The following is a 26855-nucleotide window of genomic DNA, read 5'->3' as shown; positions in this document are numbered from 1 at the left end:
CGACTAGGTAACCACTGAACCGCGGGTGTGTCAACAGTTGTTTCAGGCAGGCAGGCAGGTGCGGTGAGGAGCGCTCAGCCGCGCAGGTCCCGAGCGCGCAGCGCGACTGCCGAAGCTGCGGCGAAGACCACGGCCAGGCCCCAGGTGAGCGCGAGTCCACCGGCATCCACGCCCTCGGCGAGGGGTGGCTGACGGTACACCCAGGCGTAGGGCGAGAGCGCGTTCAACCATTCGAGGTCATCGGACTGCTTCGCGAGGGCCTGCAGGACGTAGCCGACCACGGCAATTCCCGCGCCGGCGCCGGTCGCCCAGATGCGGCGACCCGTCGCTGCTCCTACGAGCAGAGCGGCGGATGCCGTGAGGAACGAGAGTCCGGTGAGCGCGGCGCTCGCTCCGACGATGCGCCAGCCGTCGAGGCCGAGTTCGGCCGAGTCGTTCAACGCCCAGACGACGAGCCCCGAGAAGACGCCGAGCCACAGCAGTCGCACGAGCACGGCGAAGGCCGACTCCAGCGCATACCGGCCGCGGCCGATGCCGTGCGCGAGGTCGAGTTCGGCCCGTCCGCTCTCCTCCGCGCCGGCGATGGCCGCCGACCCCCACGTCACTGCTGCGATCGTCAGCAGAAGGAAGCCGATCAGGCCGAAGAACGTGCTCTGCGCGTATCCTGCGCCGGTCGCGATCTGGTCGTACCCGAGGGTGTCGACGAGTTCCTTCGGCAGCGACGAGATCATGGCCTCGAGCTGGCCGTCTCCGGCGAGGCTCGGGTACAGCGGCAGATAGAGGAACAGCACCGCGGCGAGGCCGGCGGTCCATCCGAGCAGGCTTCGCCAGGACTCGCGCAGGCTGCGTCGGAACACGGGCAGGATGCCGTTCATCGCTGCTCCTCCCTGTCGCGCCGCGATCGTCGGGTCGCGGGTCGGGCGGACGCCGGAGTGACAGAGGATCCGTAGAGCCGCAGCACGGACTCCTCGAGGTCCGGTTCCTCGACGGTGAGGTCGCGCACCTCGAACGGCGCGAGCGCCTTGATGAACGGGTCGATCGCGCCGTCGACCGTGCCGGACAGCTGCAGGATGCCGTCGGCATCGTGCGCATCGATGCCGGTGAGCCCCGGTACCCGGTCGAAGCCGGCGCGCGCGGCCGCGGCATCCGTCGTCGCGAGCTCGACGCGCACCCGGCGAATCGAGCCCAGTCGCAGCGAGGCGACGTCGCCGTCGGCGACGACCCGTCCGTTCGCGAGGACGGCGACTTCGTCGGCGGTCTGCTGGATCTCGCTGAGCACATGCGAGCTCAGCAGCACGGTCTGCCCGGCATCCTTCGCCTCGCGGACCATCTGCAGGAACTCGCGCTGCACGAGGGGATCGAGGCCGCTGGTGGGCTCATCGAGGATCAGCAGCTCCGGACGATGCATGAACGCCTGGATCAGCCCCACCTTCTGCTTGTTGCCCTTCGACAGGGTGCGCACCGGACGTGACAGATCGACGCCGAGACGTTCGCCGAGGTCGCGTGCCGTGCGCAGGGTCGCGGCGGAGTCCCGTGAACCCGAGACCTGGGCATAGAACGCCAGCATCCGGTGTCCGCTCGTGCGCCCCTCGAGGTGCAGCTCGCCCGGCACGTAGCCGATGCGCCGCCGCAGAGCGGCACCGCCGTGACGCGGGTCCTCGCCGAGGATGCGCACTGTGCCGGAGGACGGACGGATGATGTCGACCAGTGTGCGGAGCGTGGTGGTCTTGCCCGCGCCGTTCGGTCCGATGAGCCCGAACACGGTTCCCGGACGTACTCGGAGGTCGAGCTCGTGCAGCGCGACGCGGCTGCCGAAGCGCTTGTGCAGACGTTCGATCTCGATGGTGTCGGTCATGATGCGTCTCCTTCCGGGGTGGGACCCTCTGTTCCGAGGGCTTCGCGCGCACCGTCGAGCAGCGCGGTCGTCGAATAGATGCCGTGGGTGAGCAGCTCGAGTGTGGGCAGCGTCGTGCGTCGCAGCCCGGCCGGGCTCAGTTGATCAGTGCCCAGGGCCCGGGCGATCTGAGCGCGCATCACGACCGGCGCCAGGCCGATCAGGGTGAGGGTCAGCGTCGTCATCTCGGGGTCGCTCATCGGCTCGAGCATCCCCGCCTCGCGCTGCTCGGCGAGCACATCGCGCGTCCTCGCGAGGAAGCTGTCGAACAGCCGATCCGCTGCCGGAGAGCCGTCGATCAGCATCCGGGCGAGGTAGTCGATATAGGGCCCGTACCGGCCGAGGTCGTTCAGCGCGGTGCGGATGCGGTCGCCGGTCGGGGCCGTGATGAGGTCGTGCTCCTCATCGGTGAAGACGCCGACGACATAGTCGTCGCACTCCGTGCGCAGGGCGTTCTTGTCGCCGAAGTGATGCACGATCAGCGCGGGGCTGACTCCGGCCTCCGTGGCGATCGCGCGAAGGCTGGTGCCATCGAAGCCGTTGCGCGCGAAGGCGGCGATGGCAGTGTCGCGGATGCGGGCACGAGCGGTGAGATCGTCGGAAGCTGAACGCATGTACAGCACACTAAACAGATGTTCAGCCGCGGTCAAGAGGGGTCGCTCGTACTCTGGAGGAGTGGACTTCCCCTACAGCCGCCTGCGCCGCTGGCCCGACGTCGAGGCCGACAATCTGCAGGCGCACGACGCGACCGACCTGCTGCTCGTCGAGCGCGCTCTGGCGCCGGACTTCTCCGGTTTCTCGGGGCGCGAGATCGCGGTGATCGGCGACGAATACGGGGCGATCACGCTCGCGCTCACGGCCGCCGGACTCGACGGCATCCGCGTGCATCAGGACCTCGCGACCGGGCGACGCGCGCTCGCCCGCAACGCCGAGGAGCTCGGGCTGACGGGATTCTCCACTCACGAGCTCGACTCCACTCTGCTCGACGGCGCGCGGCTCGTGCTGCTGCAGCTGCCCAAGGCGCTCGCCGAGCTCGAGGAGATCGCGGATGCCGTAGCGCGTTGGGCCGCCCCGGATGTGGTGCTCGTCGCCGGCGGGCGCGTGAAGCACATGACCATCACGCAGAACGAAGTGCTCGCGCGGAGCTTCGAGACGGTGCAGGCGCAGCGCGCCGAGCGGAAGTCGCGGCTGGTGGTCGCGTCCGAGCCGCGGCCGGCCCCCGCTGAGCCGCCGTTCCCGGTCACGGAGCGGCATGACGGGCTCGTGCTCGTCGCGCACGGCGGCGCGTTCGCGGGGGCGAAACTCGACATCGGCACGCGGGTTCTGCTCCAGGTGCTCGGTCTCGATGAACAGCCGAGCCCGGCTCCGATCGTCGTCGACCTGGGCTGCGGAACCGGCGCGCTCGCCGCCTCCTACGCCCTCGCGCACCCGGAATCCCGCGTGATCGCCACCGACCGATCTGCGGCGGCCGTCGCCTCGGCCCGCGCCACGATGGTCGCGAACGGCGTCGACGATCGAGTCGCCGTCATGCACGACGACGCCGGCTCGGAGATCGCCGACGCGACCGCCGACGTCGTGCTGCTCAATCCGCCCTTCCACCTCGGCAGCAGCGTGCACACCGGGGCAGCGACCCGACTGTTCGAGGCCGCCGCCCGCATCCTCCGCCCGGGCGGAGAGCTCTTCGCGGTCTTCAACTCGTCGCTCGGGTACCGCGCCGAACTGACTCGGCTCGTCGGGGCGACCGAGCAGCTCGCGCGCACCCCGAAGTTCACGGTCACGCGCAGCATCCGGCGCTGATCCGTCGCCGACTGGGCGTCGTTCGGTCACACTCACTTCCCGCGGCCGAATGCTCGGGATCGGGCCGACGCAGGCGCGAACGGCCGACCGAGATCGCCGACCAGAACCGCGCCGCGACCGCGTCCGAAACCCGCGCAATCCCCCGGTCAGCCGACGAAACTGAACGGCACTAGGGATCGTGGATTTGCCCCTGACCGGCCATTTCGTTACGTTGGTTGGTGGGCCTGACGGCCCGAAGACCAGTCCGCGACCACGTCCTTCTTTCGAATGTGCTGTGCTGCGAAGAGGCGTGGACGTACGGTCGATGCTCTATCGCGGTGGATCCGAAATCCGCCGTCCGCGCCGCCACAGCTCCAACTCGAAACGGCCGGGAGGATCACCCGGGCGTAACCGAAGCAGGCTCAGCCACCCGAAGGCGAGCCGCAGGGGAAACGTGTCCGAAATCGCTCTTGAAGCGCGCAATCTGTACAAGGTGTTCGGGAAGAATCCGAGCAGTGCCGTCCGTCGACTCAAGGCCGGTGAGAGCAGATCCGCCGTCGGCGACGCAGGAACCGCCGCCGTCATCGACGCCAGTTTCACCGTGAACCGCGGCGAGATCTTCGTGATCATGGGGCTCTCCGGTTCCGGCAAGTCCACCATCATCCGCATGCTCAACGGCCTGCACGATGTGACCGACGGATCCGTCATCGTGAACGGCGACCCGATCACGGGCATCCCGTCGTCACGACTCCGCGAGATCCGCCGCGACCGCGTCTCGATGGTGTTCCAGCACTTCGCCCTGCTGCCGCACCGCACGGTCGCCGCGAACGTCGCCTATCCGCTCGAGCTCAAGGGCGTCGGCAAGGACGAGCGACTGAAGAAGGCCGAGGAGATCCTCACCCTGGTGGGTCTCGAAGGCCAGGCCGACAAGTTCCCGTCCGAGCTCTCGGGCGGCATGCAGCAGCGCGTCGGCATCGCCCGTGCGCTCGCCGCCGACTCCGACATCCTGCTCATGGACGAGGCGTTCAGCGCCCTCGACCCGCTGATCCGTCGCGAGATGCAGGAGCAGCTCCTCGAACTGCAGGAGAAGCTGCAGAAGACGATCGTCTTCATCACCCACGACCTCAATGAGGCCATGTTCCTCGGCGACCGCATCGCTGTCATGCGCGACGGTCGCATCGTGCAGATCGGCACGCCCGAGGACATCCTCACGGACCCCGCCAACGACTACGTCGAGCAGTTCGTGCAGGACGTCGACCGCGCTCGCGTGCTCACCGCCGCGAACGTCATGGAGCGCCCGCGCCCGGTCGTCGCCGAGACCGCCGGCCCCCGCACGGCGCTTCGCCAGATGCGCGACGCGTTCATGTCGGCCACCTACGTGACCGGTCGCGACCGCAAGCTTCTGGGAATCGTCACCGACCGCGATGCCGTCAAGCTCGTGCGCCAGGGGGTGTCGACCCTCGACTCCATCATCAAGCCGGCGCCGCAGAGCGTCAGCAAGGACGAGGTGCTGATGAACCTGTTCATCCCCTCCGTCGAATCGCCGCTGCCTCTGGCCGTGGTGGATGCCGAGGGGCGCCTCGTCGGCGTGATCCCACGCATCACCCTGCTCGCCGCCCTGGGCCCCGGCCCCGGTGCCACGGGCGAGCTCACCCTGCCGCTTCTTCCGATGCCGCAGGCCGAGATCGATGCCGTGCTCGATGACGGATGGACGGCCGAGCCGCTGCCGGTCGCGACGACGACGGAGGAGGTGCGCTGATGGATGGTTTCCGCATTCCTCTCGGCAGCTGGGTCGCAACGGGAGTCGACTGGATCAAGACGAACCTCGACGGTCTGCTCGACGTTATCTCGTTCGTGGTCAGCTTCCTGGTCGACGGCCTCACCCGCGCCCTGCTGAGCCCGCATTTCGTGGTCATCATCCTGATCGCGGCGTTCATCGCGTGGCTCGTGCGCTCGTGGCAGCTCGCGATCGGGACGATCGTCTCGTTCGGTCTGATCGTGGCCATGGGCCTCTGGGTCCCCGCGATGCAGACCCTCGCCCTCGTGCTCGTCGCCGCGGTGATCGCCGTGCTGATCGCGGTGCCGCTGGGCATCTGGTCGGCCCGCAACGCCACCGTGCGCGCGGTGCTCAAGCCCGTGCTCGACTTCATGCAGACGATGCCGGCGTTCGTCTACCTGATCCCGGCGATCGTGTTCTTCAGCATCGGCGTCGTGCCCGGTCTCGTCGCCACCGTCATCTTCGCGCTGCCTCCGGGTGTGCGACTGACCGAGCTCGGCATCCGCGGAGTCGACTCCGAGACCGTCGAGGCCGGTCAGGCATTCGGCGCCAAGCCGGGTCAGATCCTGCGCGGCATCCAGCTCCCGCTCGCGATGCCGACGATCCTCGCCGGCGTCAACCAGGTCATCATGCTCGCGCTGTCGATGGCGGTCATCGCCGGTATGGCGGGCGCCGACGGCCTCGGGAAGATCGTCGTCGAGGCGATCTCGACCATCAACATCGCCAAGGGCGTCGAGGCCGGTCTGGGCGTCGTGCTCATCGCCGTCTTCCTCGACCGCGTCACCGCGGCCCTCGGCGACCTGGGCAGCAACCGCTCGTCGCTGCTCGGGATGCTGGCGCGTCGCCGCACGCAGAAGCGTCTCGATGCCGCATCCGCCGAGGCGGACACGACGGCGACGGCATCCGCTCCCGCATCGGCCGACGCGGCCGACGCGCTGGATGCCGACGCCGAGGCCGAGCGACTGAAGGCCTCCCCGCGCCGCGCCCCTGTCGGCGGCGGCGTGCACTGACTCATCCCTCCGCACAAGAGAACACGCAGTACACAGCAACACAGCACCTTATATATACGGAACGAGAGACATACACATGAAGAAGAAGATCCTGACCATCGCGGCGATCGGCGCCGCAGCGACACTGACCCTCGCCGGCTGCAGCGGTGACGGCATGGGCGGAACCGGCGGAGACACCGGCGGCAGCGAGTCCGGTTCGGGCGACAAGGGCACGATCACCCTCGGGTTCCTGCCCTCGTGGACCGACGGACTCAGCACCGCATACCTGCTGCAGGACCAGCTCGAGAAGATCGGCTACACGGTCGAGATGAAGACGCTGACCGAGGCGGGTCCGCTGTACACCGGCCTGGCGCAGGGCGATGTCGACATGTACCCGTCGGCCTGGCCCGAGCTGACCCACGCCGAGTACATGGAGACGTACGGCGACGACATCGAGGACCTCGGCGCGTACTACGACAACGCGAAGCTGACCCTCGCGGTTCCGGAGTACTCCGACCTGAACTCGATCGAGGACCTCGCGGGCAAGGGCGCAGAGCTCGACGGCAAGATCTACGGCATCGAGCCGGGTGCCGGCCTCACCGCGCAGACCCAGAAGATGATGCCGGCGTACGGTCTGGACGGCGAGTACGAGCTCGTCACCTCGTCGACCGCGGCGATGCTCACCGAGCTGAAGTCGGCGACCGACAAGCAGGAGGACATCGTCGTGACGCTGTGGCGTCCGTTCTGGGCCAACGACGCCTTCCCCGTGAAGGACCTCGAAGACCCCAAGGGTGCGATGGGCGAGTCCGAGGCCCTGCACTTCCTCGGCACGAAGGGCTTCGCGGAGGAGTTCCCCGAGGCCGCCGAGCTGATCGAGCAGATCAAGCTCGACGACGAGCAGTACGGTTCGCTCGAGGACATGGTCGTGAACGAGTACGGCGAGGGCAAGGAAGCGGATGCCATCGACGCGTGGCTCGAGGAGAACGGCGACCAGTTCGACTGGGTCGTCAGCTGACCTGACTCACGGGAACGAGTCCGTCCGCACGCGGGTGGACTCCCCTCCGATGGGCGGAGGATCTGTCACGGATCCTCCGCCCATCGCTGTGTCTGGGCGGGTGTATTGATGTACCGAAACAGCGGCCATGCACCCCCGTCACGATGTCGCGAGCCCCACGTCTTGTGAGTGCCGTCGAAAGATCGACGACACCCCAGACATGCTTCGCCGGGGCTGATTGCCATGCGCATCGGTCCGTTGCTCGGATCCCGGAACTCCTGCGAGATGTCCCTGTGATTCGAGGACCTCATGACAGCACCCGCACCGGCATCCGCACGCGTACCCCGAGGGCGCCGTCGCCTCCGAACGATCCTCGGAGTCGCGTTGATGGGCGCGATCCTGCTCGCCGGCGGGCTGCCGATGACGCAGCAGCCGGCAGAGGCCATCGAGGAAGCGCTGAGCACGACGCGCACCGCGACGAGCGCGACCATGAACTACCGCGGCGGAGTCACGGCCACACTGACGGTGAACCCGGCGACCACGAAGTCGGGCTCGGCCGGCGTGCAGTTCCTGGCGACCACGCCGCACAACGGATACGGCGCGACCAACGCGATGTTCGCGCCCGGCCTGGACGTCGCGACCACGCCGACGGTAGGACTCGAGGCGGGCGCCGGCATGTGCGACGGCCTGGACTTCTCCGGCTACTGCGCGAACAAGAACGGCACCCTCACGGTGGCATTCAGCCGCGCGGTCACGGATCCGATCATCGACATCTCCGGTCTCGGCGGCTACGCCCAGTGCGTGGAGGAGCGCAATACAGCCGACACGTTCTGCGAGATCATCACCGGCAACGGATTCACGATGAAGACGGATGCCGATGGTGACCGCACAGCCGCGGGCTGGATCGCCATGCAGATGGACATCGTGACACCCGGAGTGACCTTCGCTCCGATCGCCGGCGCGCAGAACCTCAGCGTCACCCCCACCACGCTCACCGCTGCGACGAAGACGAGCAGCTCGCGGTGCAACACCATGCTCCCCACTGCGGCCGAGCTGGCTGGGCGGACGATGACCAGCACCGCGCTCGCCGGCTGCGGCTCCGTCGTGCTGAAGGGCACCTTCCAGACGGTCACCATGAATCTCGGCACGCACATCCAGCGGGCGCCGGCGGCGGGTGGCTGGGCGAACGGGTACAACACCTACGACCCGGGCAAGAGCCTCGGCGACCTGATCCGACTCTCGATCCGGCTGCACGAGGACATGGGCGACGCGCCGAGCAGCTACGACGCCGCTCAGGCCGCGGTGCACGTCCAGGGTCCGCTGCGCCTCGGTGCGGGCATCACGTCGGATGCCGACGCGACGGCCAAGCCGACGCTCTCGCCGAACGCCGGTGCAGGAGCCTCGCTCGACACGGATGACGCGATCGCCGACGGCATCCGGGCTCCGCGCGCGATCCGCGGCACCGCGTACTCGTTGCCGATCCCGCTGTCGGGCACCACGTCGCCCGGCACGGTCGCCGGATGGATCGACTTCAACAAGAACGGCATCTTCGATGCGACCGAGCGGGTGCAGGCCGCCTTCCTCGCCGGTGCGACCTCGGTGAACCTCGCGTGGACGGTGCCGGGCACGGCTGTCGTGGGTGACACGTACCTGCGTCTGCGCACGTCGTTCACCGCTGCGGAAGTGGCTGACCCGCGAGGCATCTCGCAGTCCGGTGAGGTCGAGGACTACATCCTCACCCTCGCCGCGGCGGCACCCGCGATCGAGGTCGTCAAGCTCGTGAACGGCGACGACGCGAACACCGCGCCGGGAGTCGCCGTCGACGCCGGATCGGCGATGACGTTCGAGTTCCGGGTCACGAACACGGGCAATGTCGTGCTGACCGCCGTGCAGCTCGCGGATGACGTCATCGCGGCCGCCTCGATCCTTCCCGTCGGCGCGTGGGACGGCACGCTCGATCCGGGAGAGTCGGTCGTGTTCACCGCGACCTACCCCGCCCCGACCACGGGCGGCGTGCTGCACAAGAACACGGCGACCGCCTCAGGGCAGCCGGCGTCGGGCGGGGCTCGGGTCACGGACACCGATCCGGCCCACGCGACCACGCGTGAGGTGCTGGCCTCGCTCATCGTCGAGAAGCTCGGCGAAGACGTCAACGGCGACTGGGTGCGGATGGACGGGTCGGGCTTCCGGCTGCTCGCCGACGCCGCGGGGGTTCCCGGTGCGCCGGTGACTCCCGGGCTGATCGCCGGGGCCGAGGTCGGGCTGTTCACCGCCGCGGGCCTGCGCCCTGGCACGTACTGGCTCGAAGAGACGACGGCTCCGGAAGGGTTCTCACTCCTCGCCGAGCCGGTGAAGATCATCGTGTCAGCGGCCGGTGTGCTGTCGATCGCCGACGGGCAGTCGAGTCCGCAGGTCACCCTCGCCGGCAGCACGGTGTCGGTGCGGGACGTGCCTGTGTTCGAGCTGCCGGCCGCGGGCGGAACGGGGACGCACGGCTTCACGCTCACCGGAGGTCTGCTGATCGCGCTCGCGATCGCGGGCGTGGTCGCGCTGGAGATCCGTCGCGCACGGCGTGGGCGTCGCGAGGAAGTGCTCGACGCCGTCAGCTGACCCGGGTCGAGTCGTCGGCGATCGGGAGGAGATCTGCGGTCGGGAGGGGGGTCCCCGGTGGATCCTCCTCCCGATCGCCGTTCTCCTCCCGATCGCTGGTCGTCTCCCGACACGGCGACTCCCGACACGGCGCCACCCGGCACGCGCAACCCCCTCTTCGACCTGTCGCACCCGGGGTTAGCCTGTGGCCGTGGACGGGTTCGCGGCAGTCGACTTCGGGTTCGCCCGCGAGGTCCTGCAACGGGGCGTCGCGGCGCTCTATCTCGTCGCGTTCATCTCGACTCTGAACCAGTTCCGACCGCTGCTCGGCGAGCACGGGCTGCTGCCGGCACCGGCGCTGCTCGACTGGATCGGGCAGAAGGAGTCACGGCGGCGGATGCTGCATCCGACCCTCTTCCTCCGCATCCGGTACTCCGACCGCAGGCTCGGACTGCTGTGCGGGGCAGGGATCGTCGTGTCCGCGGCGCTGGTCGTCGGCATCCCGCAGTGGGGTCCGCCGTGGGTGCCGATGCTGTGCTTCCTCGCGCTGTGGCTCGGATACATGTCGGTGGTCAGCATCGGTCAGACCTTCTACTCGTTCGGCTGGGAGATGCTGCTGCTCGAGGCGGGGTTCCTGGCCGCCTTCCTCGGTTCGAACGATCAGCCGCCGCCGACCGTCGTGATCGTGCTGTTCTGGTGGCTGCTGTTCCGCGTCGAGTTCGGTGCCGGCATGATCAAGATCCGCGGCGGGCGGGAGTGGCGTGATCTCACGGCGCTGATGTACCACCACGAGACGCAGCCCATGCCGGGGCCGCTCAGCAGGCAGGCCCACCTGCTGCCACGGTGGTTCCATCGCGCCGAGGTCGTCGGCAACCACGTCGCCCAGCTCGTCGTGCCCTTCTTCGTGTTCGCTCCGCTGCTGTCGGTCTGGATTCCCGGGCCCGTGCCCCAGATCGTCGGGGCGGTGGCCGCGACGATCATGATCGCGACCCAGGTGTGGCTCGTCGCGACAGGCAACTTCGCCTGGCTGAACTGGGTGACGATCGTGATCGCCTTCTCGGCGATCGGACTGCCGGGGGTGGGCGCGGCGCCGCGCGACGATGCGATGGACGACACGCTGTGGCCCGGCATCCCGCTGTACTGGTTCGTGCTCACGGCGGCCGTGGGCGTGCTCGTCGTGGCGCTGAGCGGGCCCGCCCTGCGCAACCTGTTCGCGCGGCGGCAGCTGATGAACGCGAGCTTCAACCGGTGGCAGATCGGCAACGCCTACGGAGCGTTCGGCACGGTCACGAAGCAGCGGGTCGAGATCGTCGTCGAGGGATCGGTCGACGACGACGGTCTGCTGTGGCGCGAGTACGAGTTCAAGGGAAAGCCGGGCGACGTGCGACGCATCCCGGGGCAGTTCGCGCCGTACCATCTGCGCCTCGACTGGCTGATGTGGTTCCTGCCGCTCGGCCGTTCGCTCGACGACTGGTTCACGGTCTTCCTGCTGCGACTGCTCGAGGCCGATGCTCCGACGCTCGCTCTGCTGCGGTCCGACCCGTTCGACGGTGAGCCGCCGCGGTGGGTGCGCGCCGTGTCATACCGCTACCGCTTCGCGACGCGGGCCGAACGGCGCGACGGCGCCGGGGTGTGGGTGCGCACGCGCCAGTCCGTCGTGCTCGGTCCCCTCGGGCTGCGGTAGGCATCCGGCATCCGGCATCCGGCGCCCGGCATCCCCCACCATCGTTCCGGAGGAGATCTGCGATCGGGAGGGCATATTGCCGAGACTCATCCTCCGAATCGCAGATCTCCTCCCGCATGAAGGCATGCCGAGCGCGGCGAAACGCCCCGGCCGGGCGCGGGGCCCGGACGGAGCGTTCCGTCTCACTGCAGACGTTCAACTGACCTTCTTGCGGTACGAGATGATCGCGAACACGTAGGCGACGACCAGGATGCCGACGCACCAGGCGAGAGCGACCCAGATGTCGGTGCCGACCGGCTGCTCGGCGAACAGCGCCTGGATGGTGTCGACGATCGAGGTGACCGGCTGGTTCTCGGCGAACCACTGCACCGGACCCGGCATCGTGTCGGTCGGCACGAAGGCCGAGCTGATGAACGGCAGGAAGATCAGCGGATACGAGAACGCGCTCGCCCCGTCGACCGTCTTGGCGTTGAGCCCCGCGATGATCGCGAGCCACGTGAGCGCCAGGGTGAACAGCATCAGGATGCCGATGACGGCGAGCCAGGCCCAGACGCTCGCCCCGGTGCGGAATCCCATCACGAACCCGACCGCGAAGATGATCGCGAGGGTGATGGCGTTCGCGGTGAGTGATGTGAGCACGTGCGCCCACAGCACGCTCGATCGGGCGATCGGCATGGAGTGGAAGCGCTCGAAGATGCCGCTCTGCATGTCGGTGAAGAGCCGGAACGCCGTGTAGGCGATGCCGGACGCGATCGCGATCAGCAGGATGCCCGGAAGCAGGTAGTTCACGTAGTTGTCGACTCCGGTGCTCGTCTGCAGAGCCCCGCCGAAGACGTAGACGAACAGCAGCATCAGGGCGATCGGGGTGACCGCCGTCGTGATGATCGTGTCGGGGCTGCGGAAGATGTGCCGCATCGAGCGGCCGGTGAGTGTCGCCGTATCGGCGGCGAAGTGCGTGCTCATGCTGCGTTCTCCTTTCCGGTGGTCGAACCCGACTTCGGTCCGATGAGAGTGAGGAAGATCTCCTCGAGGGTGGGCTGCTTCTCGACGTACTCGACCTTCGCCGCGGGCAGCAGCCGCTTGAGGTCGGCGAGGGTGCCGTTGGCGATGATCCGACCCTCGTGCAGGATCGCGATGCGGTCGGCCAGCTGCTCGGCCTCGTCGAGGTACTGCGTGGTGAGCAGCACGGTGGTGCCGGTGTTCGCGAGCTTCTTCACGACGTCCCACACCTCGATGCGGGCCTCGGGGTCGAGACCGGTGGTCGGCTCGTCGAGGTAGATCACCTCGGGATTCCCGACGAGGCTCATCGCGATGTCGAGTCGGCGGCGCATACCGCCGGAGTAGGTGCCGACCTTGCGGCCCCCGGCATCCGTCAGCCGGAACGTCGCGAGCAGTTCGTCGGCCACCGTTCCGGGGTCGGGCAGGTGGCGCAGCTGGGCGACGAGCACGAGGTTCTCGCGTCCGGTGAGGATCTCGTCCACTGCGGCGAATTGCCCGGTGAGGCTGATGCGCTGACGCACGCCGAGCGGGTCGGCGGCCACGTCGATCCCCTGCACGGCGGCTGCACCGGCATCCGACTTCAGCAGGGTCGAGAGGATGCGGACCATCGTCGTCTTGCCGGCGCCGTTCGAGCCGAGGAGGGCGAAGATCGTCCCCTTCTCGACCTCGAAGTCGACGCCTCGCAGCACGTGGAGGTCCTTGTAGGACTTCTCGATGCCGCGAACGGCGATCGCTGGTGCGTTCATGATCGTGACTCCTTCTTCTTCGCGTCGTCGACCGCCGTGACGAGGCGGGCGCGCTCCTTGTCGATCCAGTGGGTTCCGCCGTACGCCTCGGCGTAGGTCTCGGCGAACGAGACGGGGTCGTCGCCGACGATGTCGTCGATCGGGGTGCCGTCTATGGCGGCGCGCTCCCACAGATCGGCGAGGTCGAGGAAGATCTGCACGAGGATGTCGCCGTCGGTGATGCCCCCGTAGTACATCGTGTAGCGGTGCTGGGCGTTGGCGACCGTGCGATACGGCTCGGGGAGGGCGTCGATGCGCTTCTTCGCATCGCGGTACTGCTTCTTCTGCTCGAGCGATCCGGTGAGCGCTTCGATCCACTTGGCGGCCATGTCAGTTCTCCTTGTTGTTCGTGTTCGTGCTGTTCGTGCTGTTCGTGTTCAGCTGTTCGATGTGCTCGGAGAGGAAGCTCCACGTCTTCCAGAACTCCTCGAGCTCCTGCGTGCCTGCGGCGTTCAGGGAGTACACCTTGCGGGGCGGTCCCTTCTCGCTCGGGACCTTCTCGACGTCGACGAGCTTCTTCTGCTCGACGCGCACCAGCAGTGCGTAGATCGTGCCCTCGGCGATGTCGGTGAATCCGTGATCGCGCACGCGGCTGGTGATCTCGTAGCCGTAAGCCGGCTGCTCGGCGAGGAGTGCCAGGACGATGCCCTCGAGTGTGCCCTTGAGCATCTCGGTCATCTGCTTGCCCATGAGAGCCTCCTTTCGTTGGTTCGGTACTCAGTGTTGCTGGGTACCGGTACAAAGTAACACTGAGTACCGGTACTTAGCAACACCGAATACTGAACTTTCTCGGAAGCCTCCTGGTGGCCGCGTTGACGGTCGCGCTTCGTGCTGCGCGGGCTGCTGCCGCCCGGGTGGCTGAGCGATCCGCGGCCGGGCTCAGTCGCGAGCGCGGCTCAGTCGCGAGCGCGCCGCCAGGGCAGCAGCCGGTCGAGCAACCGCCGCGGCGCCTCGGACACCACCGTGGGCGGAGCGACGGCGAACTGCACGATCTCCTCGGCCCCGTGGTGCACCACCCGATACAGCGCGGTGCCGATGAGCACTCCGAGCGCGATCGACATGATCGACAGCAGCGCCGCCATGAAGTCGGCGAGGCCGCTGTCGGTGGCGACTGCCTCGGTGAGTCCGACGAGTCCCGCAGCGCCGGGTACGAGCAGCCAGAACGCGGGAAGGAACGTGATCTGCGCCGGGACGCCGCGGCGCAGCGAGGCGATCCAGAACACCACGAGTGCCATCGCCACGGCCCCGACGAATCCGCCGAGGGTCGCGCCGAGCAGCGCGGTGCCGACCCACTGTCCGATGTACGCGACGACGAGCGCCAGCAGCACCCACCCGAACGTCGAGGTGGGGGCCGAGAAGTGCAGATAGTTGCCGAGCGCGAACACCAGGATGCCGATCAGCGCGACCCACCACGGCAGGAAGGATGCCGCTTCGAGCGGCTCGTAGGAGCGCGATTCGACACCCACGACGGTGCCTGCCGCCAGGATGCCGAATGCCAGCAGGGCGAGCTGCACGAAGCCGTAGATCAGACGCGAGGCGCCCGAGATCATCTGCCCCGCCGCGAGCTCGACGGTCGCGGTCGTCAGCACGCCTCCGGGCAGGAAGGTGACCAACGGGGCGATGAGCAGCCGGATCGGATCGCCGATCTCGATGACCTCGGCGAGCAGGAACACCGCGGCGGCGCACACGAACGCCGCGGCGATCGGCATCACGAGCTGCAGGGTGGGCGAGCGCACGAGCTTGAGCAGCCCGATGCCCGCACCCAGGACGAAGGCGACGATCGCGCCCTGCCAGGTGGGGGCGAGCAGCAGCGCCAAGCCGGTCGTCAGCACGGCATGCCCGAACGTGCGGGTGACCCAGCCCAGCCGTGGACGCATCGCCCCGATCTCGTTCAGGCGACGGATGCCGTCGAGCGGCGACACCGAGGCGGTGCGCGCCTGCGCGATCAACTCGTACAGGGCCGCGATCTGGTCGAAGCGGAACGAGGCGTTGGTCGCCGACCGGATCGCGACTCGCGATTCCTCGTCGTCGCCGTCGTCGATCGATCGGTGGAAGAGGGGCAGATGATGCGGTGCGCAGCGGTCCGAGTCGTACGTCGCGTAGAAGCTCACGATGTATGCCGCGTCATCGCCCGTCGCCGTGCCGACGAACAGCACTCGAGGTCTCTCCTTGCGGGTGAGCCCGAGGATGTAGTCGTGCGTCGGATCGTTCCGACGCTCCATCATGGCCTTGCCTGCGCCCGTCGCCACCACATGAGACACGTCGCCACCCCCGCTGTCGTCTGCGAATGCGCTCAGCGTATTGGGGTTCGGGGCGCCGCGGGGGGTGATCTCACCCGGGCGGGGCGACCGCCGCGATCAGCCGTTCAGGCGCGCCATCGCGACCTGCGCCTCGAGCAGCGGCAGGGTGCGATCGGCCTCGGGCTGCGGGCAGATGTCGAGGGCGTTCGCGAGTTCGAGAGCCAGCGCGGCGTGACCGGCGGCGTTCGGATGGAACGGGTCGCCCATCAGCCCCCACGGAACTCCGCCGTTGCCCAGCTCGGTGAAGCGCGCGTGCTGGTCGACGAGGATCACGTCCTCGGATGCCGCGACGGTGCGCACGGCATCCGCGAACTCGGCGATCCGGGCGCGTTCGGGCGCGTTCGCCGTGTCGATGGTCGGCGGGGTCTGCAGCACGGGGATGGCCCCCAGCGCCCTGACCCGCGCGACGAACTCGCGCAGTGAGCTGGCGTAGTCGTCGGCTCCGATGACGACACGGGGCCCGCCGTCGGAGGCATCGTTCGTGCCGATCATCAGCGTCACGAGATCGGGTCGCCATGACGCGACGCGGCGGTCCCAGTCGTCGAGGATGTCGATGATCCGGTTGCCGCTGATCGCGGTGTTGATCACGATGTCGCGCACACGCCCGAGCTCGCCGCGGATCAGCTCGTGCAGATGTTCGGAGTAGCTGCGCCCGCCCTGCGTGTGCAGCAGGCCGTGCGTGATGGAGTCTCCGGTGATGACCCAGTTCAGCGGCTCGGCTCCCGCGAGGGAAGCCGCGATGCGGCGGAGGTCGGATGCGGCGGAGGCAGCGGAGTCAGCATTCGGCACGCCCTAGAGCCTAGCGGCGGCGAGAGTGGAAGACTGGTGCCATGTCCTCCCCACTGCTCGACACTCTCCTCGCCCGCATCGTCGACAGCGGACTGCTCGATGATCCGGTCGCCGAGAACGGTCTCGTCTACGGGCGGGCCACCATCGATGCCGCCGGCGCGGTCGTCACCGTCAACGTCGACCCCGAGCTGGAGGACGACGAGGAGACCCTCGACGACGACGCGCTGATCGCGGCGATCACCCGCATCCTGTCGGTGTCCGAGACCCGGTGGCGGGCGGTGATCGACGAGGTCGCCGACGACATCGACGAGGCCGTCGACGACGAGCCGGTGATCGAGCAGGTCGACCTGCGCGACGACCTCGAAGCCACCTCGGTGGTGGTGTTCGCCGATGCCGTGCTGATCGCCTTCGATGCGCCGAAGCAGTTCCCGGACTCGCGGATCCTGGTGCAGCTCGACGACGACCTCGAAGTCGCGAACATCGAGGTGCGCGACCGGGATGCCGCTGACGTCGAGGTCCTGGAGTTCGACGATCTCGACGAGCTGCTCGACAGGCTCAGCGGCGACGACCGCTGAGCCCGCCGCGGGTCACAGCCACTTCTTGTACTTGAACACCCCGTAGAGGGCGACCGCGAAGGCGGCCATCGCGCCGATCGCCATCGGATAACCGTGCGCCCAGTGCAGCTCGGGCATGACGTCGAAGTTCATGCCGTAGACCGTGCCGACGAGGGTGGGCGCGAAGATGATCGCCGCCCACGACGAGATCTTCTTGATCTCGTCGTTCTGGGCGAGGCTCGCATCCGACTGCCGGCGTGCGACGAGAGCCGACTGCACCGTGAGGGCGTTCTCGAGGATCGCGCGGAACGAGTCGACCCGCTCATTCACGCGGATGACGTGGTCGAGCACGTCGCGGAGTGAGCGCTGCAGCTCTTCATCGATGCGGTACTTCTCGGATCCGCGGCGCAACCATTCCAGCATCCCGGCGAGGGGGTGCACCGCGCGCTGGAAGTTGATGACCTCGCGCGAGAGCTCGTAGATGCGCCGCGAGAGGGCGTCGTCGTCGCTGTCGCCGAAGAGCTGGTCCTCGATCTCGTCGATGTCGTTCAGCAGGCCCGTGACGATGGGCTCATAGCCGTCGACGACCTCGTCGAGGATCGCGTAGAACACGGCCTCGGGGCCCATCGCGAGCAGGTCGGGGTGCGCCTCCATGCGACGACGCACGCCCACGAGGTCGGGCGACTCGGCGTGTCGGATGGTCACCACGAAGTCGGGGCCGACGAACAGGTGCAGCTCGCCGAACTCGATCGACTCCTGCTCGTCGCGATAACGGGCGGGGCGCAGCACGGCGAAGAGCGTGTCACCGTAGCGCTCGACCTTCGACCGCTGGTGACCCGAGAGGGCATCCTCGACGGCGAGCGGATGCAGGTCGAACTCGCGCGCGACCGAGGCGACCTCCTGAGGGCTCGGGCGGTAGAGGCCGATCCAGGCGATGCCGCCGTGGGCATCGAGCGACCGGTAGGTCTCGTCGAGGTTCTTCGGGGTCTCCACGCGACGTCCGTGGACGTACACGCCGTTGTCGATGAGGGCCATGGCTGGCTCCGTTCTCGCAGGCGCACGCCGGGTCAGAGGGGGCGTGCGCAGTATTCGTCAGGGGGCGGAAGACGCCGCCGACGGCTGCGGAGCAGGACGTGCAGGTGCGGAGCCGGAGCTCAACGCACGGATGCCGTCAGACGCGACGCAACGAAGGCGGCGTCGCAACTATCACCGGACATCGCCATCACCGCCTCTCGCGCTCTGAAGGGGTCATGTGACCCGGTGTGCCAGCATACTCCTGCCTGCTGGGGGTCGATCCACCCGTCCGGCTGCGTCCGCTCGTGGTTCCGGTCGCAACACAGCGGGGCGAACGGCCGGCGATCAGGATGCGGTCAGGCGGCGTCGATCCCGACGAGTTCGGCGCTCTTCTGCCACAGGGCCTCGGCCAGTGCGGCATCCTCGATCATCGGGTTCACCCGCCGGGTCAGAACGCGCTCGTCGTAATACTCGCCCGAGATCCAGGTGTCATCCGGGGTGCCTTCGACGAACCAGCTGAGCGTGCTGCCGCCCTTCTCGCTGCTGATGAGCAGCAGTCGCTTGAGCGGGGTGCGGTAGACGAACCGCATGAGCGTGTTCGAGTCCGAGGCGAAGTTGGTCTGCACGGTGCCGGGGTGGAAGGCGACCGAGCTGAGTCCCTCGCCGTGGAACTTCGTGTGCAGGCTCTTCGTGAACAGCACGTTCGCGAGCTTCGCATCGCCGTAGGCGCGGTTCGCGCTGAAGTCCTTGCGGTTGTCGAGGTCGTCGATGTCGAGCTTGGCGAACAGCCGGTGCGCGACGCTCGAGGTGTTGATGATCGCCGCGCGACCGGTGCGCAGCTGCGGCAGCAGCAGGTTCGTCAGCAGGAACGGCGCCAGGTGATTGACCTGCAGCGTCTTCTCGAAGCCGTCGACCGTCGGGGTCTGATCGCCGAAGATGCCGCCGGCGTTGTTCGCGAGCACGTCGATGCCGCCGTCGCCCACGGCATCCGCGATCTTCGTCGCGAGTTCGCGCACGTCGTCGAGTCGCGCGAAGTCGGCGGTGAACCACTCGGCCCCGGTGTCCGCGGCGACAGCGCGTGTCTTCTCGACCGATCGTCCGACGAGGATGAGTCGGTGGCCGGATGCCGCGAGCTGGCGTGCCGATGCCGCACCGATCCCGTCGGATGCGCCGGTGAGGACCACCGTCTTCGGGGTCACGACGTCGGCTCCGCCGCGCCGCGGCTGCGCCCGACGTACACGGTGTTGGACGACGTCCCACCGGTGACCGCGTTCGCGAAGTCGACCACGTGGGCGACGGCGTCGTCGAACACGGCACGCATCTCGTCCATGAAGGCATCGTCGGGCGGATCATCCGACCACAGTGCGAAGACGCCACCGGAGGCGAGGTGCCGGTCGAGGGCGTGCAGGCCGGCCGCGGTATAGAGGTCGGCGTGCGTGGGGTCGAGCTGGTGGCGCGGCGAGTGGTCGACATCGAGCAGGATCGCAGAGTAGCCGCGGTGACCCTCCGGGGGCGCTGCGCGGACCACGGCGAAGAAGTCGTCCTCGACCAGGCTCGTGCGCGGGTCGTCGACGAGTTCCGCCGACACGGGCAGCAGCTTCCGTCGGTGCCATCCGATCACCGCGCCGAGCCGGTCGACCACGGTGAGCGACGCCACACGGTCGTCACGCAGCGCCGCGACCGCCGTGTATCCGAGCCCCAGGCCGCCGACCAGCACGGAGAGGTCGTCGCCGGCGACAGCGGCCAGGCCGAGATTCGAGAGCTCCTCCTCCGCCACCGTGAACAGGCTCGACATCAGGTATTCGTCGCCGAGCTTGACCTCGTAGATCTCCTGGCCGACAGCGGGTTCGGTGCGGCGACGCAGCGTCAGCTCGCCGATGGGGGTCTCCTGCCAGTCGAGCTCTTCGAATCTCGTGATCATCGGGGATTCTCGCCATCGTCGTTCGTGTTCGCGCGCGGGGCTGACGGATGTGCGGGGAGCTCGCGCGCGACCTGCTTCTCGAGCACCTGCACGGCCTCGTCGCTGAGCAGGATCAGGCCCTCGAGCTCGTCGCGCACTCGTCGGTAGGCGACGTTGCGCTCGGCCTGGGTGGCCGACTCGTCGACGGCGACCTTGAGCAGCTGCTGCGCGCGGTCGAGGCGCTTGCGCTCGGGTTCGGTGAAGGTCGAGTCGCGCAGCCGCCGGGCATCCTTCTCGGCGATCTCGAATGCGACGGCGTACGCGCCGACGGCGTCGAGGTACTCCGACACCTGCTGCTCCGTCACGGCTGCGTCAGCGGAGAGCGGGCGCAGCGCATCCGCCGTCCTCTTGGCCCGCAGGAACGCCGCGACCAGAGGCTGGCGTCCGTCGCTCATGGCGGGGAAGGCGATGAGCTTCGCGACGTCGAGCTCGTAGTCGAGCCACCGCGCGGTGATCTCGTCGTGCTCGGAGAAGAGCCGCTCGAGCAGGGTGTTCGGTGCGACGGAAGCACGAGTGTCGACGAACGCCGGTCCCGCCTGCCTCGCCCTTCCGGTGCGGGCTTCGAGCTGAGCCGTCTTGATCTCGGCCTTCAGTCGCAGGGTCTCGATGCGACGTTCGTGGCGACGCTTCGAGTTGCGCTCCCACGCCTTCGCGGCGCCGCCGGCCATGCCCATGATGGGGAAGACGAGCCACCAGTAGTGCCCCGCGAAGTTCCAGAAGCCCTGGATGAACTCGTCCATGATGCCCTCAGCCTACTTCTCGGGCTGTGCGGCGTGGGCGGCCGGGGTTGCGTGCGCGTGTGCTCCACAACTCCGGAGATCCGGACTGGCAGGCGACCACGTTCGTTCGCAAGCGCCGAGAAGACGGGCGGCCCTCGCGGGGGTGCACAGGATCTCCGGAGTTATGGAGCCCCCGGGGCGCCGATCAGAGGCCGAGCTTCTCCGCGCAGGCGACGCAGTGCGTGGCGAACGGGCGCACCTCGAGTCGCGCCTCGGGAATCGGCCTGCCGCAGTGCGCGCAGACGCCGTAGGTGCCGGCATCCAGTCGTGCGATCGCGTCGTCGACCTGCTGGAGTTCGGATGCCGCCGCATCGGCGAGCCCGGTCAGCCGTGACCACTCGGACGAGAGCGTGACGCCCTCGGGGTCGTGCTCGTCGTCGTCGTTCGAGCCTTCGCGATCGTGCATCAGCTCGGCGAGGGTCGCCGCCGTCGATGCGACGCGCGCCGTCGCCTCGGCGTGCAGCATCTCGAGGCGTGAGCGGGCATCCGACGTCATCCGCACACTCTAGGCGGCACCTCCGACACCAGCCGTTCATTCAGCGTTCCGTTTCGAGTACGGCGGTCTCGTAATTGCCTGTCACCTTCGCGAGTTGGAATACCCATGTTCTCGGAATTCGGCCGCAGAGCGCACCGCTGCTCACGTCCTGCACGCTGCTGCTGTTCGAGGGCAACGTGCGCGGCGCGACCATCCTCGGCCTCGTCGGCGCCGGTGGCATCGGCCTCGAGCTGACCACCGCCATGCGCATGTACGACTACGGCCACCTCAGCGCCATCATCATCTGCATCATCGTGCTCGTCACGGCGATCGACCAGGGCAGCGCCCTCATCCGAAGGAGAATCACATGACCATCGCCGACATCGACCTGGTGCTCAGCGCCCCCGTGAACCTGCGCGACCTCGGCGGCATCCCGATCGAGGGGGGAGTACTGCGGGAGGGTCTCGCGATCCGCACGGATGACCTCGCCTACGTCACGACCGAGATCGCGTCGCAGCTCGTAGCCGCAGGGCTCACGGCGATCATCGACCTGCGCTCGCCGCTCGAGGTCTCGGTCACGGGGCGGGGTCCGCTCGCCGACTACCCGGTCGCGTACCACCACCTGCCGCTGATCGCGGATGTCGGGGAGTCGATGAACCGCGACGCTCCCGAGCTCAGCCACGACGCCATGGGCCGGATGTACCTGCGCATGGTCGAGGTCGCCGCTCCCCAGCTCGTCACCGCGCTGAACGTGATCGCCCACACACCGGGAACCGCGGCGTTCCACTGCGCGGCCGGGCGCGACCGCACCGGAGTCGTGGCGGCGATGCTGCTGCTCGCCCTCGGCGCGGCTGATGATGACATCGTCGCCGACTACGCCCTCACCGGCGGCAACATGGTCGCGATCATGCAGCGCACCGCACCCGTGATGGGCGCGATGTGGAAGGCGCTCGGCTTCGACGCGGATGCCGCCGGTGCGACGTCGTCGCTGCTGGAGGGTTCGATGGAGGTGTCGATGCGCACCCTGCTCGACACCCTCCGCACGCAACACGGCGATGCACTCGCTCCGCTGCGAGCGGCGGGACTGTCGGATGCGACTGTCGCGCGGCTCCGTGAGCGGGCGCTCGCCGCGTGACGACCGTGGAGCTGGAGGCTCGCGTCGCGAGCGCGGGTGACGCTGTCGGTGCCGCTCCGGTCGCCGTCGGAACTGCGGGCTCGACGTCTGCGGGCGCGAAGTCTGTGGGCTCGAAGTCTGCGGGCGCGTCGGATGCCGGGGCTGCGGTCCGCCGCCGCCCCGGCCGTCCGCGCGATGAGGACATGGACGGGCAGATCGTCGCCGCGACGCTCGAGATCATCGATGCGGGCGAGGACGTCACCGTCAGCCGCGTCGTCGCGCGGAGCGGAGTCAGTCGCGCTGCCCTGTATCGGCGGTGGCCGTCGCTCACGACGCTGATCGCGGCGGCGCTCGACGTCGGACGCACCATTCCGCCCGAATACCCGGACCATGTCGACCTGCGCGAGGCGCTGTTCGACGGGTTCGGTCTCGGTGACACCGGTGTGGCGCTGTCTGTCGCGGCATCCGGCTATGCGGAGGAACGATTCCGGCAGCGCATCCGACTCGTCATGTCGGATCGCGCACTGCAGAAGGCGTACTGGCAGTCGCACGTGTCGCGGCGACGAGTGCCGCTCCTGAACGCGTTGCGCGCGGGAATCTCCCGTGGCGAGCTGCGGGCCGACCTCGACGTCGAGGCGTGCTTCGATGCGATAGCCGGCACCGCGTGCTACCAGATCGTCGTGCGCGGCGACCGGATGGACGACCCTGCGGTGGCCGCTCGCCTGCGGGCTGCGGTCGAGGCGATCTGGCGCGGGATGGTCGCCTGACCCACGCGTCCCGGGGACCCACCCGGGCATCCGGGTGAGGTGATGCAGACGGCGGGCTGGGTCACGAATGGCGGCTGAATCGCCCTCAGGGGATCTCACGTACCGAAGGAGATCTCACGCATCGAAGGAGCATTCCTCGGATGGGCTCCTTCGTTGTGCGAGATCTCCTTCGCAGGGACGCCGAGCGGCAGTCACTGCCGCGACGTCAGCGGAAGGAGATCTCACGCGCCGAAGGGATCTCACGCACCGAAGGAGATCTCACATACCGAAGGGATCTCACATACCGAAGGGATCTCACATACCGAAGGAGATCTCACGCACAGAAGGAGCATTCCTCGGATGGACTCCTTCGTTGTGCGAGATCTCCTTCGCAGGGACGCCGAGCGGCAGTACGAGCGACAGTCACCGCCGCGACGTCAGCGCGCCTCAGGCGTCTCCGAGCTCGCCACGACCTGCACCGTGTCGGTCCTGACTCCCGGGTGCTCGCGCTCGAGCGCTGCACCCTCCATGTCGACGTTCGGAAGGATGCGATCGAGCCACCGCGGCAGCCACCAGGCCGACCGGCCGAGCAGGTGCATGAGCGCCGGCATGAGCAGCATCCGGACGACGAAGGCGTCGAGCAGCACACCGAACGCCAGGCCGAAGCCGATCGAGCGGATGATGGTCGACTCCGAGAAGATGAACCCGCCGAAGACCGACACCATGATGAGCGCCGCGGCGACGACGACCGAACGTCCGGCCCGGAAGCCCTGGGCGACGGCATCCCGTGCCGAGGCTCCGTGCACGTACGCCTCGCGCATCCCCGAGGCGAGGAAGAGCTGGTAGTCCATCGCCAACCCGAACAGGATGCCGACGAGGATCACGGGCAGGAAGCTGAGGATGGGCCCCGGGCTGTCCAGGCCGATGAGGTCGGCGCCCCAGCCCCACTGGAACACGGCGACGATCAGGCCGTAGGTCGCGAACAGCGAGAGCACGAAGCCACCGGTGGCGATGATCGGCACGAGCAGCGAGCGGAACACGACGATCATGATGAGCAGCGAGAGCCCGACCACGACCACGAGGTAGAGCGGCAGGACGGCGGCCAGCGCCTCGGAGATGTCGATGTTGGTCGCGGCCTGCCCGGCGACGCCGAGGGTGATGCCGCCGTCGAGCTGCGGCAGGGCGCGGATGTCCTGCACGAGCTTCTCGGTCGATGCGCTGTTCGGGCCTTCGGCGGGGAGCACCTGGAACGCGAGCAGGGTGTTGTCGTCGGAGTTCGCGATCGGGGCGACACCCACGACGTCGTCCTGGTCGGCGATCTTCTGGGCGATCTCGACCTGCGTGGCGAGCAGGTCGTCGTCGCTCACCGCGTCGTCGAGGGTGGCTGTGACGAGCAGCGGACCGTTCGCCCCTTCGCCGAACTGCTCGTCGACGATGTGGAAGGCGCGGTAGCTGGTCGAATCCGATGGTTCGCTCGCGCCGTCGGGCAGTCCGAGGCGCATCGACATCGACGGGATCGCGACGATCAGCAGTGCGATCACGCTGACGAGCACGGTGACGATCGCGCGGAGCGTGGACATCCGCTTCACGGGCTTGCCCGCGGCGTGCGGCTGGCCGATCGTGGAGCGAGCCTTGCCGCTGAGCAGTCGTGTTCCGACGAGACCGAGGATCGCGGGGGCGAGGGTGATGGCGACGAGCACGGCGACGCCGACGCAGACCGCGCCGACCGTGCCCATGAGTCCGAGGAACGGAACGCCGGTGACGTTGAGGGCCAGCAGCGCGACGATCACCGTGGTGCCGGCGAACACCACGGCCGTTCCCGAGGTGCCGGTGGCGAGGCCGATGGATTCGCGAACCGGAACACCATTGAGCAGCTGCTTGCGGTGCCGGTTCACGATGAAGAGCGAGTAGTCGATGCCGACGGCGAGACCGAGCATGACGCCGAGCACGGGGGTGACGGATGCCATGTCGACGACGCCCGAGAAGGCGAGAGATGCGGTCACGCCGACGCCCACGCCGACGACGGCCGTCACGATCGGCAGTGCTGCACCGATGAGTGTGCCGAGCATGACGATCAGCACGACGGCGGCGAATGCGAGTCCGATCGCTTCGCCGACGCCGAAGATCTCGGGCACGCCCTGCGCGATGTCGGTGCCGAAGTCGACCTCGACGCCCTTGATCGGCGAGGACTCGAAGTGCTCGATCGTGCCCTGCTTGACCTCTTCGGAGAGTTCGAGACGGGGGTCTTCGAACGAGACGTTGACGATGGCCGTCGAGCCATCCTCCGAGACGACGCCGATGCCGTTCGTGAGGTCGAGGAGCGTGGAACCGAGGTCGACCTTCTCGGCGTTCGCATCGAGTTCGGCGCGCGAGTCGTCGATGGTCTTCTGCTGCGCATCGAGCTGGGCTGCCTGCGCGTTCAGAGCCTCGATCTGCGCATCCAGTGCTGCGAGCTGCTGGGCCGGAGCGCCGCCCGCTTCTGCCTGCGACCGAGCCGTGGTCAGCTGGTCGAGACCGGCCTCGAGCTGCGTGCGACCCTCGTCGAGCTGCGTCTGACCGGCGTCGAGCTGCGCCCGGCCACCCTCGATCTGGTCCTTGCCGTCGGCGAGACCCTGCGCCTGCACGGCCTGCTGCTGCTGCGCGTCGAACGGGTCGATCACGGATGCCACGCCGTCGAGGTCTTCGGCGCTCTTCGCGAGCGCGGAGATCTCCTGCTTCTGCTGCTCCGTGAAAGCCGAGCCGTCGGTCGTCTGATAGACCACCGTGCCCGTGCCCCCGGCGGTGTCGGGCAGCTTCTCGGCGAGCTGGTCGGTCACAGCGCCGGAGGCGGTGCCCGGGATGTCGAAGCTGTTGCTCAGCGTGCCGCCGAGCGTGAGGAACGCGCCGACACCCAGGCCGAGGATGATGACCCACGAGACAATCACCGTCCACGCCTTGCGTGCAGCGAACGAACCCAGGCGGAACAGCAGTGAAGCCAAAACGATCTCCTTCAGACGGATAGATCATACGGGGCGTCTCGTCTAGTGTTCTGTGGTTATCCTGAACGTGTGGTGAACGAGCATCGGAGCGGACCCGTGCGCAGCACGGCTGCCCGCGAAGCGATCCTCGACGCCACCGCACGCCTCTTCCATAACCAGGGGTACGACCGTCTCACGATCGAGGGGATCGCGAAAGAGGCCGGCGTCGGCAAGCAGACCATCTATCGGTGGTGGCCGTCGCGCGGAGCCCTCATCGGCGAATGCCTCGTCGAGGGCCGCCTGATCCCCGTCGACTTCGTGGTTCCCGACACGGGAGACCTCGCCGACGATGTCGAGACCTGGCTGCGCAGCGTGCTGTCCATCCTCGAAGCGCCGGAGGGAGGGGCACTTCTCCGCTCGCTCGTGGCGGCTGCCACCGAGGACGCCGGAGTCGGCGCGCACCTCGGTGAGAGCCTCGGCGTCGAGAAGTACCTCGCCGAGCGCATCCGCGGCGGCATCCGCGACGGGCAGCTCGCCCCGGACGCACCGGTCGAGCAGCTGGGACGGGCGATCCTCGGGGCGATCATCGTCGAGTCCCTCGTTCGAGACGAGCACGACACCGACGCGATCGTTCGGCTGACGCGCTTCCTCTTCTCGCGATAGCGGCAGCGGGCGCGTGC

At 68.3% G+C, this 26855-nt stretch carries 26 protein-coding genes; 11 read left to right on the top strand and 15 right to left on the bottom strand.

The genetic code is table 11. The features are described from left to right. Nucleotides 1–74: 74 nt before the first annotated feature. Genes LQZ85_RS14655 through LQZ85_RS14645 form a run of 3 tightly spaced genes read right to left on the bottom strand, consistent with a single transcriptional unit; the run spans nt 75 to nt 2508 of the window. Complete coding sequence (locus tag LQZ85_RS14655) at nt 75–875, bottom strand: ABC transporter permease subunit (protein WP_230101087.1); 801 nt, start codon at nt 873–875, stop codon at nt 75–77. After that, on the bottom strand, nt 872–1855 hold the full coding sequence (locus tag LQZ85_RS14650; protein WP_230101086.1) for an ABC transporter ATP-binding protein: 984 nt from the start codon (nt 1853–1855) through the stop codon (nt 872–874). The genes LQZ85_RS14655 and LQZ85_RS14650 overlap by 4 nt, the downstream gene beginning before the upstream one ends. After that, nucleotides 1852–2508, bottom strand: coding sequence for a TetR/AcrR family transcriptional regulator (locus tag LQZ85_RS14645; protein WP_230101085.1), 657 nt, complete (start codon nt 2506–2508; stop codon nt 1852–1854). Before LQZ85_RS14645 ends, LQZ85_RS14650 begins: the two co-directional genes overlap by 4 nt. A gap of 61 nt (nt 2509–2569) precedes the next feature. On the opposite strand from LQZ85_RS14645, the gene LQZ85_RS14640 reads away from it, so the two are divergent. The 6 genes from LQZ85_RS14640 (at nt 2570) to LQZ85_RS14615 (ending at nt 11703) form a co-directional block, all read left to right on the top strand. After that, nucleotides 2570–3691, top strand: a complete 1122-nt coding sequence (locus LQZ85_RS14640; RefSeq protein WP_230101084.1) for a methyltransferase — start codon at nt 2570–2572, stop codon at nt 3689–3691. A 433-nt stretch (nt 3692–4124) separates the two neighbouring features. Continuing rightward, nucleotides 4125–5429 carry a glycine betaine/L-proline ABC transporter ATP-binding protein gene (locus LQZ85_RS14635; protein WP_056275952.1) on the top strand — a complete coding sequence of 435 codons (1305 nt, stop codon included), beginning with the start codon at nt 4125–4127 and terminating at the stop codon, nt 5427–5429. Continuing rightward, the gene (locus LQZ85_RS14630) at nt 5429–6457 is read left to right on the top strand and encodes a proline/glycine betaine ABC transporter permease (protein ID WP_056277616.1); all 1029 of its coding nucleotides are present in this window, start codon (nt 5429–5431) and stop codon (nt 6455–6457) included. Before LQZ85_RS14635 ends, LQZ85_RS14630 begins: the two co-directional genes overlap by 1 nt. Before the next feature lie 76 nt (nt 6458–6533). Then, the gene (locus tag LQZ85_RS14625; RefSeq protein ID WP_230101083.1) at nt 6534–7451 is read left to right on the top strand and encodes a glycine betaine ABC transporter substrate-binding protein; all 918 of its coding nucleotides are present in this window, start codon (nt 6534–6536) and stop codon (nt 7449–7451) included. Nucleotides 7452–7739: 288 nt separating this feature from the next. Continuing rightward, nucleotides 7740–10040 (top strand): GEVED domain-containing protein, encoded by a 2301-nt coding sequence (locus LQZ85_RS14620; RefSeq protein ID WP_230101082.1) that lies wholly within the window; start codon nt 7740–7742, stop codon nt 10038–10040. A 190-nt stretch (nt 10041–10230) separates the two neighbouring features. Next, nucleotides 10231–11703 carry a lipase maturation factor family protein gene (locus LQZ85_RS14615; protein WP_230101081.1) on the top strand — a complete coding sequence of 491 codons (1473 nt, stop codon included), beginning with the start codon at nt 10231–10233 and terminating at the stop codon, nt 11701–11703. A 195-nt stretch (nt 11704–11898) separates the two neighbouring features. Here the strand turns inward: LQZ85_RS14615 and LQZ85_RS14610 are convergent, their stop codons facing one another. From LQZ85_RS14610 to LQZ85_RS14585, 6 genes are all read right to left on the bottom strand, one after another. Continuing rightward, a complete protein-coding gene (locus LQZ85_RS14610) occupies nt 11899–12666 on the bottom strand; it encodes an ABC transporter permease (RefSeq protein WP_053098370.1) in 768 nt (255 codons plus the stop codon). Then, nucleotides 12663–13448, bottom strand: coding sequence for an ATP-binding cassette domain-containing protein (locus LQZ85_RS14605; protein WP_230101080.1), 786 nt, complete (start codon nt 13446–13448; stop codon nt 12663–12665). The genes LQZ85_RS14610 and LQZ85_RS14605 overlap by 4 nt, the downstream gene beginning before the upstream one ends. Beyond that, nucleotides 13445–13816 carry a DUF1048 domain-containing protein gene (locus LQZ85_RS14600; RefSeq protein WP_053098372.1) on the bottom strand — a complete coding sequence of 124 codons (372 nt, stop codon included), beginning with the start codon at nt 13814–13816 and terminating at the stop codon, nt 13445–13447. Before LQZ85_RS14600 ends, LQZ85_RS14605 begins: the two co-directional genes overlap by 4 nt. Nucleotide 13817: 1 nt before the next feature. Further along, nucleotides 13818–14177 (bottom strand): PadR family transcriptional regulator, encoded by a 360-nt coding sequence (locus LQZ85_RS14595; protein ID WP_053098373.1) that lies wholly within the window; start codon nt 14175–14177, stop codon nt 13818–13820. Nucleotides 14178–14383: 206 nt separating this feature from the next. Further along, entirely contained in the window at nt 14384–15748 is a 1365-nt protein-coding gene (locus LQZ85_RS14590) for a threonine/serine exporter family protein (protein ID WP_230101079.1), read from the bottom strand. A gap of 96 nt (nt 15749–15844) precedes the next feature. Then, nucleotides 15845–16576, bottom strand: a complete 732-nt coding sequence (locus LQZ85_RS14585) for an SGNH/GDSL hydrolase family protein (RefSeq protein WP_230101078.1) — start codon at nt 16574–16576, stop codon at nt 15845–15847. A gap of 41 nt (nt 16577–16617) precedes the next feature. On the opposite strand from LQZ85_RS14585, the gene LQZ85_RS14580 reads away from it, so the two are divergent. Beyond that, nucleotides 16618–17151, top strand: coding sequence for a hypothetical protein (locus tag LQZ85_RS14580; protein ID WP_053098376.1), 534 nt, complete (start codon nt 16618–16620; stop codon nt 17149–17151). Nucleotides 17152–17163: 12 nt separating this feature from the next. Here LQZ85_RS14580 and LQZ85_RS14575 read toward each other — a convergent pair whose 3' ends face one another. From LQZ85_RS14575 to LQZ85_RS14555, 5 genes are all read right to left on the bottom strand, one after another. Then, nucleotides 17164–18165, bottom strand: coding sequence for a magnesium and cobalt transport protein CorA (locus LQZ85_RS14575; RefSeq protein ID WP_053098377.1), 1002 nt, complete (start codon nt 18163–18165; stop codon nt 17164–17166). A gap of 335 nt (nt 18166–18500) precedes the next feature. Beyond that, nucleotides 18501–19343 carry an SDR family NAD(P)-dependent oxidoreductase gene (locus LQZ85_RS14570; protein WP_056275971.1) on the bottom strand — a complete coding sequence of 281 codons (843 nt, stop codon included), beginning with the start codon at nt 19341–19343 and terminating at the stop codon, nt 18501–18503. Further along, a complete protein-coding gene (locus LQZ85_RS14565; RefSeq protein WP_056275974.1) occupies nt 19340–20065 on the bottom strand; it encodes a hypothetical protein in 726 nt (241 codons plus the stop codon). Before LQZ85_RS14565 ends, LQZ85_RS14570 begins: the two co-directional genes overlap by 4 nt. Next, nucleotides 20062–20844 carry a hypothetical protein gene (locus LQZ85_RS14560; RefSeq protein WP_056275977.1) on the bottom strand — a complete coding sequence of 261 codons (783 nt, stop codon included), beginning with the start codon at nt 20842–20844 and terminating at the stop codon, nt 20062–20064. The genes LQZ85_RS14565 and LQZ85_RS14560 overlap by 4 nt, the downstream gene beginning before the upstream one ends. Nucleotides 20845–21028: 184 nt before the next feature. Further along, nucleotides 21029–21379 (bottom strand): TraR/DksA C4-type zinc finger protein, encoded by a 351-nt coding sequence (locus tag LQZ85_RS14555; RefSeq protein ID WP_056275980.1) that lies wholly within the window; start codon nt 21377–21379, stop codon nt 21029–21031. Nucleotides 21380–21453: 74 nt separating this feature from the next. Between LQZ85_RS14555 and LQZ85_RS14550 the strand changes: the two genes are divergently transcribed. The 3 genes from LQZ85_RS14550 to LQZ85_RS14540 are packed head-to-tail and all read left to right on the top strand — an operon-like array spanning nt 21454 to nt 23239. Further along, complete coding sequence (locus LQZ85_RS14550; RefSeq protein WP_056275983.1) at nt 21454–21729, top strand: ABC transporter permease subunit; 276 nt, start codon at nt 21454–21456, stop codon at nt 21727–21729. Then, complete coding sequence (locus tag LQZ85_RS14545) at nt 21726–22493, top strand: tyrosine-protein phosphatase (protein WP_056275985.1); 768 nt, start codon at nt 21726–21728, stop codon at nt 22491–22493. The genes LQZ85_RS14550 and LQZ85_RS14545 overlap by 4 nt, the downstream gene beginning before the upstream one ends. After that, a complete protein-coding gene (locus LQZ85_RS14540) occupies nt 22490–23239 on the top strand; it encodes a TetR/AcrR family transcriptional regulator (RefSeq protein ID WP_230101077.1) in 750 nt (249 codons plus the stop codon). Before LQZ85_RS14545 ends, LQZ85_RS14540 begins: the two co-directional genes overlap by 4 nt. Nucleotides 23240–23655: 416 nt before the next feature. Here LQZ85_RS14540 and LQZ85_RS14535 read toward each other — a convergent pair whose 3' ends face one another. Continuing rightward, nucleotides 23656–26196, bottom strand: coding sequence for an MMPL family transporter (locus LQZ85_RS14535; RefSeq protein ID WP_230101076.1), 2541 nt, complete (start codon nt 26194–26196; stop codon nt 23656–23658). A gap of 69 nt (nt 26197–26265) precedes the next feature. Between LQZ85_RS14535 and LQZ85_RS14530 the strand changes: the two genes are divergently transcribed. Then, nucleotides 26266–26838: a TetR/AcrR family transcriptional regulator gene (locus LQZ85_RS14530; RefSeq protein ID WP_053098384.1), complete on the top strand. Its 573-nt coding sequence runs from the start codon at nt 26266–26268 to the stop codon at nt 26836–26838. Nucleotides 26839–26855 lie beyond the last annotated feature (17 nt).

The organism is Microbacterium sp. Bi98 (assembly GCF_918698045.1).
Taxonomy (GTDB): Bacteria; Actinomycetota; Actinomycetes; order Actinomycetales; family Microbacteriaceae; genus Microbacterium.
The sequence above is the reverse complement of the archived record's forward strand: the minus strand, read 5'-3'. Positions and strand labels throughout refer to the sequence as shown.